Genomic DNA, 14,014 nt, shown 5'->3' with positions numbered 1-14,014 from the left:
GCCTACTTCTATTGTATATTGCGCTCGTTTAAAAGTTTACAACAGATAGTTTATAATAAAAAATGACTCATGCGGTAAGTAATCGAAAGAGAGTTGAATGCTATGGTCGACTCACTATGCTACAGCGAGGATCATCGAGCTCTATGGGTTTAGAGCTTAGCATAAGTAGATAGATACCGCGGTAATACAGACTAACAGATACAAAAAAACCCACAAACATGATGGTGGGCTAATTTACACTGAGAATTTAGTGTACAACAATCAGTATTAAAAAAAGTGGTAGCGGGGGCTGGATTTGAACCAACGACCTTCGGGTTATGAGCCCGACGAGCTACCAGACTGCTCCACCCCGCAACAATTTAGAATGCATATTATAGGTAGTTTTTATAGAAGTGTCAACGTTTATTTTAAATAAACTTTTAAACTAACGCTTCTAACAATTTACTGCCTTTATTGACGCTATGCTACGTCAAAACTTGGTGCGATTGGGGGGACTTGAACCCCCACAGCTTTCGCCACCACCCCCTCAAGATGGCGTGTCTACCAATTCCACCACAATCGCTTACTGCTAAGTACTGTGTAAAATATGCTAACTGCTTTTAGAGTAGGTATCAGCTGCAAACACTGTCATGAGGATGACATCGAATCATATAGAAGTGAAAGTAATATTATATACGCTTCTATAGTAATCCTAGCTGCTGAGCTCTGAAAACAGGAGGGCATTGTAAAACGAACTTGGCGAAATAGCAAGGCTTTCAACAAAAATGACCGTAACTTTAGGATAAAGCCTAATTCAATACTGTCCAATGCTTGTATAAGCTAAGCCAAGCACGTTAATTACTGTGGATTCTGAGTGAGTGGACGTGGGGTCTGTGGCGCTGACACTGGGGCATCTAAGCGAAACTGATCTTCTGCTTGTTTACGAGCATGCACAGCTAAGGTCATACTAGTAATAAAAAACACTACTGTTAACACCGCAGTAGCGCGAGTCAAAAAGTTTGCAGTACCAGCAGCACCGAATACGGTACCCGAGGAACCTGCCCCAAAAGAAGCCCCAGCGTCTGCCCCTTTACCATGCTGAATCAAAATCAAGCCAATCATGGCAATCGCCACTATGATGTGCAGGGCTAATATAAACGTAAACATGCTGGCCTCTTTTGCCGCCTGATGACGACTGATAACGGAAATTAAATCTTCAATTGATAATAACAGCGAGCTAAGCTTGTTAAAAACCCAGTTAGCAGCTAAGCAAATTTTAACGCTAATAAACCTAAGCCCATAAAAAATCCTTATGGCACTAGATTCTATAAAAAGACATAGTTCCTACAAGCTATCCTTTATAAGAGTTAGGCTTGCTAAAAACTAGGTTGTTTAAATAAGGCGCATTGTACACGATTGCAAGGGTACTATTAAAGTGACTTTTATCGACTTATTATTGCGCAATCACCTAACTTAGGTAACCGTACTCCAATTGGGTGTTATTCATTGAAATGAGTAACTTAGGCTTTAGCGCGATTGAAGGCGGCAGCGATTGCCATAAAACTGTCAGATTTCAATGCAGCACCACCGACTAGCGCCCCATTAATCATAGGGCTAGCAGCAAAACTATCAGCATTATCTGCATTAACACTACCGCCATATAATACCGCAAACTCAGGTAGGCTAGTATCAAAACTTGCTAAGGTTTGCTTAATATAGGCATGGGTAGCTGTCACTTCAGCAACCGTAGGCACTTTACCTGTACCTATCGCCCAAACTGGTTCATAGGCAATGATTAATCTGTCAGCTAAGCTTAGCGATGAGTCACCTTGCAACACTGGCTGTGTTAGTAAGTCTTTGACGACCGCTAATTGCTCATCCAGCACTGCAAAAGTCTGTTGCGCGTCATACTGTTCTTGAGTCTCACCCACGCACAACACGGCACCTAAATTTTGCGTAAGCGCATGACAGAGTTTACTTATAAGGGTGTCATTGGCTTCTTGATGATATTGACGACGCTCTGAGTGTCCCAATATTGTCCATGTAGCACCAGCATCAGCGACTTGCTGCGCTGAGCAATCGCCAGTATAAGCACCAGTACTATCGCTATGAGCACTAATATTTTGTGCCGCACATAACATCGACGTACCCTGCAAGCGTGCACTGACTGTGGCAAGATGCACACAACTAGGCGCGACCATCAGTTGGCATTGTGCTGTGCTAGTAGAGGCAGTATCGTTTACAGCTAATAGGCTGTCTAATAGCTTATTAACATCATTATTCGTGGCCGGATTTTGCTTCCAGTTTCCAATTACCCAAGCTTGCATCACTCATCTACCTTCTGTCACGTATCATCGTCGATTTGACCTATATGCGCGCCAGTATAACAAATATTTATCAACTGCTATAGCCTAGTGTAATGATGCCGAGATATAACTCAGTTGTTTGTAAGGTGGTTAAGGGTTATTAGCGGTGATTAGCAGTTGTCAGCGGTGATTAAGTTTTTAGTATGAATCACTCTACAGCAATGATTGCAGAGCGCTTATATGGCTCACTGATGCTGACTATAAAACATAAAAAAATTAGCTCAAGCACTGAGCCGATACTCGCCGCTATAAACTGTCATGTTTCTTGCATGTATTTATCTAATACCATCTCTAATATTGTGTCTAATATTTACTTATAGCTTTATCTAAGACAGTTGCTATATAGCTTAGTTAAAGTCGCTCTCTTATTTAGACTAGGGCTAGCATGGCGAAGATTAGCACCTTTTCTAGCTATTACTTTTGGTTTAGCCGATGACCGTAAGGCGCTTGATTGCGCTTAGAGATATACCGTTACCGCTAGCGTTGCGATAGTTAAATGATGAAAAGTTAAATGATAAGACACAGCCTTATAAATATTCTTGAGCTATATCTTGTATTAAAGGAAAGCACTTATGACTACTCCCACTAACAAATTTGGCGGACTAGCTCAGCAGTTGGTAGATGCAGGCTTAGTCACTGAAGCCCATATGCATAGTGCCCAAACCGAAGCACAACAGCAAAAAACGGGACTAGTATCTTATTTAGTAGATAACAAGATGGCCGATGCTTATCAACTTGCTTGCTTACTATCGGAGTCTTTTGGCGATCCTTTATTCGATCTTGATACTATTAGTAGCGACATTATCCCTAAAGGACTAGTCGATGAAAAAATCGTCCGTAAGTTTAACGCTTTGCCCATCTTTAAGCGTGGTCAGCGTCTTTTTGTTGCCTTAAGTGACCCTACTCGCATTGATGCTATAGATGCTATGGCGTTTAATTCACGGCTGTCTATCGAAACCGTGCTAGTTGAAGACCATAAGCTCAAAAAGTGTATCGATAGTTTCTATGCCGATACTATGCAAAGTTTCAGTAGCTTCGCTGACAGCGATCTAAGTCTTAACTTTGAAGAAAGTACCGAGGACGATAACGAAACCCGTGTTAACGATAGTGTCGATGAAGCTCCGGTAGTGAAATTTGTCAATAAAATGTTAGTTGATGCTATCCGCATGGGGGCATCCGACCTACATTTTGAGCCTTATGAAAAGACTTATAGAGTACGCTTTCGCGTCGATGGGGTCATGCAAAAAATAGCTAACCCGCCAGTGCAGCTAGCCAATAAAATCGCTTCGCGTTTAAAGGTAATGTCACGAATGGACATCTCCGAGCGCCGAGTGCCACAAGATGGTCGTATCAAGCTGAAACTATCCAAAAACAAGGCTATTGATTTTCGGGTTAACTCTTTACCTACGCTATTTGGCGAAAAAATCGTCCTGCGTATCTTAGATCCTTCGTCAGCAATGTTAGGTATCGACGCGTTAGGCTACGAACCTGAACAAAAAAGTCTATTTATGGAAGCACTGAGCAAACCCCAAGGCATGCTATTAATTACTGGTCCTACTGGTTCAGGTAAAACTGTATCTCTTTATACGGGTATCAATATTCTTAATACGGGCGAAACTAATATTTCAACAGCAGAAGATCCGGTGGAGATTAACCTAGAAGGTATCAACCAAGTCAACGTCAATCCCAAAGTAGGGTTAACTTTTGCTAACGCTTTAAAGTCATTTTTGCGTCAAGATCCCGATATTGTCATGGTCGGCGAGATTCGTGATTTAGAAACCGCTGAAATTGCTATTAAGGCGGCACAAACGGGTCACTTAGTATTATCGACTTTGCACACCAACTCTGCCCCTGAAACCCTAACACGACTCAAAAATATGGGGGTAGCCTCATTCAATATTGCCACTTCAGTTAACTTAGTTATCGCCCAACGCTTGGCAAGACGACTGTGCAAAAACTGTAAAAAGCCTATCGATGTGCCACGCAAAAGTCTGTTAGAGCTTGGCTTTACTGCAGATCAGCTAGAGATGCCAGAAAATATTATCTATGAACCAGTAGGCTGTAGTGACTGTCGAGAGGGCTATAAGGGTCGAGTTGGTATTTATGAAGTAATGAAAGTAAGTCCAGATATCTCTCGTATCATTATGGAAGAGGGTAACGCCATTGATATAAAAGATGCTGCTGTTAAAAATGGTTTTCGTGACTTGCGTCATTCCGGTATTTTGAAGGTGTTGCATGGAGTGACTAGTATTCAGGAGATCATGCGAGTTACTTCTGATTAAGTTTAGCGCCTACTTATAGCTCAACAGGAATAACTAATACCTTATAACTTATAACTTATGATGATTTAGCACAATTCGAGGACAGAGCGATGGTAAAAGTTAAAACCGATATGCTACTAGATTTCGTCTATGATGGAGTGAATCGCCGCGGACAAAAAGTGAAAGGGGAAACCACTAGTCACAGTTTAGAGCTGGCCAAAGCCACCTTACGTAAACAAGGTATTACTGTCAAAGCTATCAAAAAAAAGCCCAAGGCACTTTTCCAATTTAAAAAGCCTATCAAAGCCATCGATATTGCAATTTTTTCACGCCAGCTGGCGACTATGATGAAGGCTGGCGTGCCATTGACCCAATCTTTTGAAATCGTTGCTGATTCATTAGACAATCCCACTATGAAAATTTTGGTGTTGCAAATTAAGGCTGATATTGAGTCAGGTAGTAGCTTTTCTTCAGCACTACGCCGCCATCCCCGATATTTCGATAACCTGTTCTGCTCTTTAGTCGAATCCGGTGAACAGTCAGGAGCGCTGGAGACTATGCTTGATCGCGTTGCTACTTATAAAGAAAAAAGCGAGCTCCTAAAAGCAAAAATCAAAAAAGCAATAAAGTATCCGATAGCCGTGGTCGTAGTGGCGATTATTGTTACTATGATTTTATTGATCAAAGTAGTGCCGGTATTTTCAGATTTATTTGAGTCTTTTGGTGCTGAGCTGCCGGCTTTTACCCAAATAGTAGTCAGTATCTCAGAGTGGATGCAAGCATGGTGGTTTGTGCTAATCATCCTCATTGGGGGTGCTACTATCGGTTTCTCTGAGGGTAAAAAACGCTCTAAAAAGTTGCGCGATCTTTTGGATAGGGCTATCCTAAAAACCCCAATATTTGGCAAAATTGCTTATCAAGCCGTTATCGCGCGATTTTCACGTACCCTATCGACAACTTTTGCTGCTGGTGTGCCGTTGATTGACGCTTTGCAGTCTACTGCTGGAGCCACTAATAATGTGGTGTTTTATAATGCTACTCAGCAAATAAAAAACGACGTTTCAACGGGTCAGCAGCTACAGTTCTCTATGCGTTCAACCAATTTGTTTCCTAGTATGGCCATCCAGATGGTCGGCATCGGCGAAGAGTCCGGTAGCTTAGAGGAAATGCTGGATAAAGTAGCCGTCTATTACGAAAACGAAGTTGATAATGCGATTGATGGTTTGACTAGCTTGATGGAGCCTTTTATTATGTCAGTGCTGGGGGTGCTCGTGGGCGGCTTAGTTATTGCCATGTACTTGCCAATCTTCCAGATGGGTTCAGTAATAGGCTAAAGGCTTTATTATTTACAATGAAAGCTTGTTAACTAAAACCTTAAGCTTGACACTTTACCTTGGACATTTGATGCAACTGATCGAATTATTACAACTGAATCTGACTGTAGCCTTAATAACATTCACTATATTGGGGCTGTGTGTAGGCAGTTTTTTGAACGTGGTTATCCACCGTATTCCGCTGATGATGCAGTATGAGTGGCGCCAAGAGTGCAGTCAATTTTTAGCTCAGCAGCCAGACATGCCGCAGAATCAAGCCGCGACTATAACTTCGATAGTCGCTAAAGATATACCCATCACTTTAAGTAAACCGGCATCACACTGTCCTCGCTGTACCCATAAAATACAGTGGTATGAAAACATCCCTGTTATTAGCTGGCTACTGTTGCGTGGACGCTGCTCTCACTGTAAAACGTCTATTAGCCTGCGTTACCCTAGCGTTGAATTGCTCACCGCCTTGCTCTCTGGGTTGGTTATTTATCACTTTGGTGTTAGCGCCGTTGGACTCTCAGCACTAATACTAGTATGGACTCTGATAGCGCTAACTGGTATTGACTTCGATACTCAGCTGTTGCCTGATCGCTTCACTTTTCCACTAGCTGGACTGGGCCTAGCAGTCAACTCACAAGGCTGGTTCGTCACCCCAACCCAATCAATTTGGGGCTTACTACTGGGATTCTTGTCTTTATGGATCGTGGTAAAAATATTTTATCTAATCACCAAAAAACAAGGTATGGGGCAAGGTGATTTTAAGCTATTAGCCGTTTTGGGCGCTTGGCTAGGACCGATAATGCTGCCATTTATTATCTTACTGTCCTCACTATTAGGCTGTGTTGTCGGTATAGCTTTGCTGAAAAAACATGGCGAAAGTAAGCCTTTTGCGTTTGGCCCTTATATTGCCATCGCTGGTATCATCGCTTTGTTGTATGGTAATGATATTACCAGTTGGTATTTAAACATGTATCTCTAATAAGCGCTGATTATTAGGCTGATGAATTAGCTAGCGCTGCTTTACAATATTATAATGTAATGCCCACAAGCTTTTTGGATGCCAGCGTTAAGCTAACAACTACTACACTTAATACTGTAGCTAAAATCTTAAACTCTCTTTCCAGCTAAATTTATGGTAAATTACGCTAACTATCACTGTTAGCTGCTGAAATTTTTATCATTAATGGTTAGCAGCCTCTTATTCATTCATTTGTCAAATAAGTTACCTTTATGAGCATAAATAGTACCTCTTCAGCGTCCAATATAAGTCAGAAAATAACGCCTGCGCAAACTATTAGCAAAGCTAAGAATAATAGGCTAGTGGTAGGTTTGACAGGTGGGATTGGTAGTGGCAAGTCAGCTACTAGTGCTTGGTTTGCAGCGCAAGGTATCGACATTATTGATGCTGATGTCATTGCTCATCAAGTCGTAGTAAGAGGCAGTCCTACCTTACGTAAAATCCAGAAAAAATTTGGTGATTGGGTCATTAATGCTAATGGAGATATGGATCGCGCCGCGGTTCGTAATCATGTTTTTACTTCTCCTGATGCACTTATGGAGCTTGAGTCTATCACTCATCCAGCCATACGTGAGGCAGCAAAAGAGCAACTGGCGGCTAGTAACTCCGCTTATGTCGTATTGTCAGCGCCCCTATTAATAGAAGCTGCTGAAGCGGGATTGGCCAATTTATGCCAGCGTATTTTGGTGATTGATGCTACAGAAGATACGCAGCTAACGCGTGCCAGCTTACGTGATACTCAAAGTGTACCGAAGATCAAAGCTATTATGGCTAATCAACTCAGTCGTGAACAGCGTAACAGCCATGCTGATGATGTGGTCACTAATGATGATAATCTAGCTGCATTGCATCTGCAGCTAGAACCCTTACATCAAGTTTACTTGGCCCTTACTCAGCAGCTAAGGTGCGCTGCCGATTAACTTCATATAAGGCCATGCCAGTAGCGACACTGACATTAAGGCTTTGCAAGTTGCCGTACTCATTGCCTGACATAGGGATATAGACTAGCTCGTCGCAGCTCTCAGTCGTTAATCTACGCATGCCCTCACCTTCTGAGCCCATAATCAACGCTGTTTTACCCGTTAGATCAGCAGCATGAATGGGCTTGGCATCAGCATCTAGTGCGGTACCAAAGACAAAGACTCCCGCTTGTTTGATTTTTGCTAGCGTCCGCGCCAGATTAGTCACACTGATAATAGGCATCATCTCAGCTGCCCCTACTGACACTTTAGCTACTGTTGGGGTTAAGCTGGCAGCATGATGCTTAGGACAAACTACTGCGTCTACACCCATTGCCACTGCAGTTCTTAAGCAAGCACCAAAATTATGGGCATCAGTGATTTGATCGAGTACTAATAATAAACAGTCATCACGCTCGGACAAAGTATCCAGTAATCCTTCGTCAGCAAAACCCAAAGGGCGTGCATGCAGAACTACCCCTTGATGCTGAGGACTGCCACACAGCTGAGTCAAGTTATCTTTTTGGGTCGGCTGGATACTCACTCCATTGCTTTTGGCTTGCTCGATAATAGCTTGCACACTACTGTCGCTCTCACGACCTTGCTGCACAAACAGGCTGAGGGCATCTAGAGGACGATGGTCAAGTAAGGCATCGATAGCGTGAATACCGTAGAAATAGCTGGGTTTTGCCATAATAGTTCTGCCGATTGATTAAATTATAATTGAGGGTAGCACAAGCTAGAGGCTAAAAATTTGCGACTGCTATTAGAAGTTGCAGTTGCTGCGCTGCTTAATAGCTTAATAGCTTAATAGCTTAATAGCTTAATAGCTTAATAGCTTAATCTAAGACTATTAGTCTAGACCAATCAAAAAGAAACAAACAAGATCATGATAATCCTATTTGTTTCTGGTTAATTTATTATTTTGACTAAAATTATTTGCCATTAAGCTAGCCCAGTAAGAGTAGCTAGGCCCTTTAAGCAATCAAGCTCAAAGTTAGCCTTCTAAATGGCAGACATATTGTACGATTTCTTCGGTACGTAAATTGAAGCTACTGTTGCCCTCAACTACGAAAGACTGGCCGGCGCGATAATAAGAAAACTCTTCGTCGCCATTGATTTTGACTTCACACTCTCCGCTGATAATCTCAATACGCTCTGAGGTATTAGTACTAAATTGATATTGCTCGACAGTGGTATCTGACGGCAGAATAACGCCTAAAGTCTTGTGACGACCATCTTCGAACATAACAGTATGGCTTGAACAACGCCCATCATACGATATGCTTGCCTGAGTGTTTACGGTTACATTAGTAAATTGTGCCGCTGTCATAGTGGCTTCCTTATCAAATAATTAATGCTAAACTAAAAAATAAGTCTTGCTTTGATGCTTAGTTTTAATACTCAGCTTTGGTAATAAGTTGTAGCTACTGATCATTCTTACAATCAAAAAATATCTTGAGTGGCTATTTCCAAAATAACAACTGGTTTGTAATAATAAACTTTATATAGCAACTGCTTAAGTTATAGAGTCTATATAATTTGCTACTTAGATATCTTATCTTTCAAAACTAAGTTACTGTTTTATATACTTAATATGACTTTAGGGTTAACCTACATAAGCTTTATAGAGCTTACTAAACTACAGGTTACCTGAAGTATTTATGTGACTATTTTGCGCTTAAGTGAGATTATGCTACCACATTACGTCTGTAAAGTTTGTTATTGTGTGACTAAAAATATAGTTTTCTTAGTAGATTTAGCAAGGACTAATCGACCATAGTAAGGCTTATATGTTGCCATTAGATGACTGTCTATTTCTAGTTTATAGCTATAGAATACTGGCTAATGACTATAGTGGTTGATACTAAACATATAGGTTGAACGGTATGTTTTATAAGGTAGACGGTATATTAATGCAAAATTTATTCTTGCCTTAATTTACAGTAACTCTGACAGAAAACCTATTTGTATTTAGCACGCTTTGACACCATAAAGCACTGATCTTTTCTTAAGTTTTTTAGTAATATTATTTTGCATAACACCCTAAATATTTTAGCTACTAATTAGACATTAGTAACTCATCATGAGAGGCTTTGATGCTTTTATCATTAACCTTATACCAGTTTGCGCTAATTGCTAAGCATGAGTTAAGCGTTGCCGAAGGCTTCAATGTCATCACTGGTGAAACAGGTGCAGGCAAGTCGCTATTACTTGATGCTTTATCACTGTGTATAGGCGAACGTGCCGATAGTGCTATGGTTAGGCACGGAGCTGATCATGCTGATATCTATGCCCAATTCGACGTCACGGCTAATAGCGTAGTCGCTGAGTGGTTCAAAGATCATGAGCGGGCTTTGGATGATCAAGAGATATTAATACGGCGTCAGCTTAGTAATAATGGTCGCTCAAAAGCTTGGCTTAACGGTACACCCGTTAGCTTAGCAGAGCTAAAGAGCTTAGGCGCTTTGCTAGTAAATATTCATAGTCAACACGCCCAACAAGCCTTACTTAAGCCGCAATTTGTGGTGCAGTGGCTTGATGAAATGGCGCAGATAACTGATTTAGCATTACAAACTGCCAGCAGCTATCAACAGTATCAACAATTAAAACGCCGCGCTGAAGATATCGCTAATCGCCAAGCCCAACGCCAAGATCGTATCCAACTGCTGCACAGCCAATTGAATGATATCGCCCCACTATTAAGTGTCGATTACCATGATATTGAGTCAGAGCATGAAGAGTTGTCTAATATTGAGGCTTTGATGCAAGAGGCCAGTCATGGTTTGTACTTGCTCGATAACGATACCGATGAGCCTGACGTCATGACTCTGCTTGGGCAAGCGATCAAGCTTTGCGATCATCAGATAGGTGTTAGTCAAACTTTTGGACAAGTCTCAGAGCAGCTGCATTTAGCCCAGCAACAGATCACTGAGGTGACTGCATTACTTTCTGACTATGCTGAGCAGCAACTACCTGATCCTGAACGCTTGCAAGAGCTAGATAGCCTGATTAGTCTTGGTCATCGCTTGTCACGTAAGCACAACTTGCCAGCGAACGACTTAATTGTTGAAGCAAAAGCTTGGCAGCAACAGTTAGAGCTATTAGAAAATGAGCCTAGTAGCGATGTGCTTGCCGCACAGATTGAAGAGGCTTGGCAACAATATATGCAGTTGGCGAAGAAGCTCAATGCTAAGCGTACTAAAGCGGCGCCTACTGTTTGCGATCGGTTGGTAGCGCAGCTACAACCTCTAGCCTTACCGAATGCGCGCTGTGAGTTTGTATTCACTGCTAGAGACCCAGCTCAGTACAACGCCCAAGGCTGTTATGATATCGATTTGCTGTTTAGTGCTAACGTTGGCATGCCTATGCAACCGCTGCATAAGATCGCCTCGGGTGGTGAGCTGTCACGCATGGCGCTAGTGATGCAAGTACTACAAGTGACTAATGCTGACAATAATGCCGCTAAACCTATGCTAGTATTCGATGAAGTCGATGTCGGTATCAGTGGTGGTACTGCGCAAGTGGTTGGCGAGTTACTGCGCACTTTGGGGCAAACTCAACAGCTACTAGCCATCACCCATCAAGCGCAAGTAGCCGCCCAAGCGCACCAGCATATTTTAGTACAAAAGCATCATCATGAGCAGACCCAAAGCGAGCTGGTGATCCTGACTGAAGAAGCGCAAGTGAATGAGCTGGCACGTATGTCAGGTGGGGTGATCATTACTGATGTTACTCGTGATCACGCTCGTAGTCTGCTCACTGATGTTAAATAACTAGCTGATAACCAAGATGGCTCACTTTAGCTAAATAGCATTGAGCTAAGCTACGGCTTGCCGGTTGATTACTGCTGAGCAAGCATTTCATATGTTGATTTATTAGTTACTATCGCCATATAGTAGTGTCTCCCTTCTCTTACTTACGTTGTGCCTGTCCTTATGTCTAAAGCCAATTTGACTCATCACTTCTTAATTGCAGCACCAGAATTGTCAGACCCCAGGTTTGAACAAGCGCTGATCTATATTTGTCGTCATGACAAGCATGGAGCCTTAGGTTTGATGGTCAATCGTCCGCTTGAGCAGTCTCGTGTGGGTAAACTGCTGGAAGACTTAGATATTGAAGTCACTGACTTACAGGTGATGGATGACTTGGCCTTAGAAGGTGGCCCTATGTATCCTGAGATTGGTTTTGTACTGCATACTGGTCAACCTGATTGGGCCTCTTCATTCGCTATATCAGAGAATGTCTGCATTACTACTAGTCAAGATATTCTCAAGCGTATTGCTGCTGGTCAAGGGGTCGGGCATTATCAGCTGTGCTTAGGTCATGCCAGCTGGGGCAGAAAGCAATTAGAGCAAGAGCTAAACAATGGCGACTGGTTAGTCTGCCCTGCTGATTTAACCCTATTATTCGATACCCCCTTTGATGAGCGTTGGCATTTAGCTGCTGATAAGATCGGCGTTAACTTTGACTACCTCAGTAGTGATATCGGTCATGCCTGAGGTAACAATAAAAATAGCTATTGCCGCCATTGATACTGCCAAATAGCTGATGTCAGCTAGCAAAAGTAAGTTAAACTGACTTGCATTCAACTAATAATAGTAAGAATAGAAACGTAGGACTGCCCTTTGGATAGTAATGTGCTCGCCGAAACAATCGATCAACGTGTAGATGTCTCTGCTATTAAGCCCCATTTGGTTTTAGGCTTGGATTATGGAGTCAAAAAGATGGGTATGGCGCTTGGTAATACTATTACTGAGACCGCCAGAGCTTTTGATATTTTAGTGATGAACAATGGCCAACCTGATTGGGATAACCTATTAGGAATTATAAAAGTTTGGGGCGTGACCCAAGTCATTGTTGGTTTGCCATTAAATATGGATGGCAGTAGCTCTATGCTGTCCAAGCGTGCGAATAAGTTTGCCCGGCGCTTGGCGCATCGGTTAGTCGAGCAACATTTGCCAGTGACGGTAAAAATGTGTGACGAGCGCTTGACCTCAGTAGGAGCACGTGAGATAGCTTGGGAACAAGGCTGGATTAAGCATGAGCGCGATCCTATTGACGACATTTCTGCTTGTATCCTGCTATCTACTTACTTCACTGATCCTGATAGTGCGCTGGCGATTGATACTATTAAGGCTGAGTAATAGAGCGACCAATAACGCCGATTAATAGAACGACAAGCTAGCTTTTAAAGCCTCATTACTTAACCGGATAAACTGCTAATAATTATGCCTACTGTTTCAGAGCAAGCAACCCAGCATGGCTTTGCCCCACTTGCCATAGCTCGCATCAAAGGCGCACAACGGGCCAATCAAATAGCGATCTATTTGCTGTACACAGCGATTATCGCTTTTATGGTGTTTGGCACTATTGCTAGCATCAAGATGTTCCATGACAGCGCCCTGCTATATCGGCTATTTTTTAATCTACCTTATGCGCTGATCGCCCTTACTATCCCCATCACCCTTTATGATGCGTTGGTTATCTATCGCTATCGACTTAGTCAAGCGTCGATGGTTATTATGAGCATCGGGGTATCTACTATCATACTTATCGGTGGCTTGATCTTTGCAGATACCGCCTGGTTAGGACTGTCTTGCTGGCTTGGCGTTGCGTTTTTATTCAAGTCTAACTTTAAGCGATTTTTTGATTTTTTAGCCTTGCAAGATGAGCTCGAAGATACTGAAGAAGGGCTATAAAATACTAGCTAACAATACTATTAGTCAATAATGCTATTAGTTGAAAAAATTCAGCTATACAATAGTTTCTAAACTTATTTACTCTAATTAATTTGTAATACTAAAACTATGACAACTCTAAGCCCCGACACTGCTATTGACCATCATTTGGACACTAAAGGGCTGATATGCCCTGAGCCGGTGATGCTGCTACATAAAACTATCCGTAAAGCTGATGCTGGTGATATTATCGAAATACTCGCCACTGATCCGGCAACCACTCGCGATATTCCTAATTTTTGTCGCCATTTGGGTCATACGCTTGTGCATAAAGAAACCTTAGATACCACACCAACTTATCGCTATCTAGTAAAGAAAAAGAGCGCTTAATAGTTACTATTTAGCGCTTATTAACTTGCCGATAT

The 14,014-nt window shown here is 42.1% G+C and carries 13 protein-coding genes and 2 tRNA genes; 9 read left to right on the top strand and 6 right to left on the bottom strand.

The features are described from left to right. Positions 1–277: 277 nt before the first annotated feature. The 4 genes from JMY09_RS10065 to tpiA all read right to left on the bottom strand — a co-directional run bounded on the left by JMY09_RS10065 (position 278) and on the right by tpiA (position 2,306). A tRNA-Met gene (locus JMY09_RS10065) sits at positions 278–354 on the bottom strand. A gap of 123 nt (positions 355–477) precedes the next feature. Continuing rightward, positions 478–562, bottom strand: a tRNA-Leu gene (locus JMY09_RS10060). 275 nt (positions 563–837) lie between these two features. After that, entirely contained in the window at positions 838–1,146 is a 309-nt protein-coding gene (secG, locus tag JMY09_RS10055; RefSeq protein WP_201617119.1) for a preprotein translocase subunit SecG, read from the bottom strand. 353 nt (positions 1,147–1,499) lie between these two features. Continuing rightward, positions 1,500–2,306 (bottom strand): triose-phosphate isomerase, encoded by an 807-nt coding sequence (gene tpiA, locus JMY09_RS10050; protein WP_201623456.1) that lies wholly within the window; start codon positions 2,304–2,306, stop codon positions 1,500–1,502. A 611-nt stretch (positions 2,307–2,917) separates the two neighbouring features. Between tpiA and pilB the strand changes: the two genes are divergently transcribed. The 4 genes from pilB (at position 2,918) to coaE (ending at position 7,869) form a co-directional block, all read left to right on the top strand. Then, entirely contained in the window at positions 2,918–4,627 is a 1,710-nt protein-coding gene (gene pilB, locus JMY09_RS10045) for a type IV-A pilus assembly ATPase PilB (RefSeq protein ID WP_201623455.1), read from the top strand. Positions 4,628–4,716: 89 nt separating this feature from the next. After that, positions 4,717–5,940, top strand: a complete 1,224-nt coding sequence (locus tag JMY09_RS10040; protein WP_201623454.1) for a type II secretion system F family protein — start codon at positions 4,717–4,719, stop codon at positions 5,938–5,940. A 70-nt stretch (positions 5,941–6,010) separates the two neighbouring features. Then, positions 6,011–6,910, top strand: coding sequence for a prepilin peptidase (locus JMY09_RS10035; RefSeq protein WP_320157833.1), 900 nt, complete (start codon positions 6,011–6,013; stop codon positions 6,908–6,910). 251 nt (positions 6,911–7,161) lie between these two features. Beyond that, positions 7,162–7,869, top strand: coding sequence for a dephospho-CoA kinase (coaE, locus tag JMY09_RS10030; protein WP_201623453.1), 708 nt, complete (start codon positions 7,162–7,164; stop codon positions 7,867–7,869). On the opposite strand, the gene rlmB is transcribed toward coaE, so the two are convergent. Both rlmB and ppnP read right to left on the bottom strand, forming a co-directional pair. After that, on the bottom strand, positions 7,838–8,602 hold the full coding sequence (gene rlmB, locus JMY09_RS10025; RefSeq protein WP_201623452.1) for a 23S rRNA (guanosine(2251)-2'-O)-methyltransferase RlmB: 765 nt from the start codon (positions 8,600–8,602) through the stop codon (positions 7,838–7,840). The genes coaE and rlmB overlap by 32 nt on opposite strands. Positions 8,603–8,905: 303 nt before the next feature. Further along, positions 8,906–9,241, bottom strand: coding sequence for a pyrimidine/purine nucleoside phosphorylase (ppnP, locus tag JMY09_RS10020; RefSeq protein WP_201623451.1), 336 nt, complete (start codon positions 9,239–9,241; stop codon positions 8,906–8,908). Between the two features lie 766 nt (positions 9,242–10,007). Here ppnP and recN point away from each other — a divergent pair. The 5 genes from recN to tusA all read left to right on the top strand — a co-directional run bounded on the left by recN (position 10,008) and on the right by tusA (position 13,979). After that, positions 10,008–11,684, top strand: coding sequence for a DNA repair protein RecN (gene recN, locus JMY09_RS10015; protein WP_201623450.1), 1,677 nt, complete (start codon positions 10,008–10,010; stop codon positions 11,682–11,684). A gap of 162 nt (positions 11,685–11,846) precedes the next feature. Continuing rightward, a complete protein-coding gene (locus JMY09_RS10010) occupies positions 11,847–12,410 on the top strand; it encodes a YqgE/AlgH family protein (protein ID WP_201623449.1) in 564 nt (187 codons plus the stop codon). Positions 12,411–12,548: 138 nt separating this feature from the next. After that, on the top strand, positions 12,549–13,055 hold the full coding sequence (ruvX, locus tag JMY09_RS10005) for a Holliday junction resolvase RuvX (protein WP_227677273.1): 507 nt from the start codon (positions 12,549–12,551) through the stop codon (positions 13,053–13,055). Positions 13,056–13,139: 84 nt separating this feature from the next. Further along, on the top strand, positions 13,140–13,610 hold the full coding sequence (locus tag JMY09_RS10000; protein ID WP_201623447.1) for a hypothetical protein: 471 nt from the start codon (positions 13,140–13,142) through the stop codon (positions 13,608–13,610). A 108-nt stretch (positions 13,611–13,718) separates the two neighbouring features. Beyond that, positions 13,719–13,979 (top strand): sulfurtransferase TusA, encoded by a 261-nt coding sequence (gene tusA, locus JMY09_RS09995; protein WP_201623446.1) that lies wholly within the window; start codon positions 13,719–13,721, stop codon positions 13,977–13,979. Positions 13,980–14,014: the final 35 nt, after the last annotated feature.

This window comes from Psychrobacter urativorans, assembly GCF_904846695.1.
GTDB classification, from domain to species: Bacteria; Pseudomonadota; Gammaproteobacteria; order Pseudomonadales; family Moraxellaceae; genus Psychrobacter; species Psychrobacter urativorans.
Note: the sequence above shows the minus strand (reverse complement) of the source record. Positions and strands in the feature narration are given on the sequence as shown.

Bases quoted from the DNA above. Each gene is read 5' to 3' on its own strand.
- secG (WP_201617119.1), bottom strand. From the start codon at position 1,146: ATGTTTACGTTTATATTAGCCCTGCACATCATAGTGGCGATTGCCATG.
- tpiA (WP_201623456.1), bottom strand. From the start codon at position 2,306: ATGCAAGCTTGGGTAATTGGAAACTGGAAGCAAAATCCGGCCACGAAT.
- pilB (WP_201623455.1), top strand. From the start codon at position 2,918: ATGACTACTCCCACTAACAAATTTGGCGGACTAGCTCAGCAGTTGGTA.
- JMY09_RS10040 (WP_201623454.1), top strand. From the start codon at position 4,717: ATGGTAAAAGTTAAAACCGATATGCTACTAGATTTCGTCTATGATGGA.
- JMY09_RS10035 (WP_320157833.1), top strand. From the start codon at position 6,011: ATGCAACTGATCGAATTATTACAACTGAATCTGACTGTAGCCTTAATA.
- coaE (WP_201623453.1), top strand. From the start codon at position 7,162: ATGAGCATAAATAGTACCTCTTCAGCGTCCAATATAAGTCAGAAAATA.
- rlmB (WP_201623452.1), bottom strand. From the start codon at position 8,602: ATGGCAAAACCCAGCTATTTCTACGGTATTCACGCTATCGATGCCTTA.
- ppnP (WP_201623451.1), bottom strand. From the start codon at position 9,241: ATGACAGCGGCACAATTTACTAATGTAACCGTAAACACTCAGGCAAGC.
- recN (WP_201623450.1), top strand. From the start codon at position 10,008: ATGCTTTTATCATTAACCTTATACCAGTTTGCGCTAATTGCTAAGCAT.
- JMY09_RS10010 (WP_201623449.1), top strand. From the start codon at position 11,847: ATGTCTAAAGCCAATTTGACTCATCACTTCTTAATTGCAGCACCAGAA.
- JMY09_RS10000 (WP_201623447.1), top strand. From the start codon at position 13,140: ATGCCTACTGTTTCAGAGCAAGCAACCCAGCATGGCTTTGCCCCACTT.
- tusA (WP_201623446.1), top strand. From the start codon at position 13,719: ATGACAACTCTAAGCCCCGACACTGCTATTGACCATCATTTGGACACT.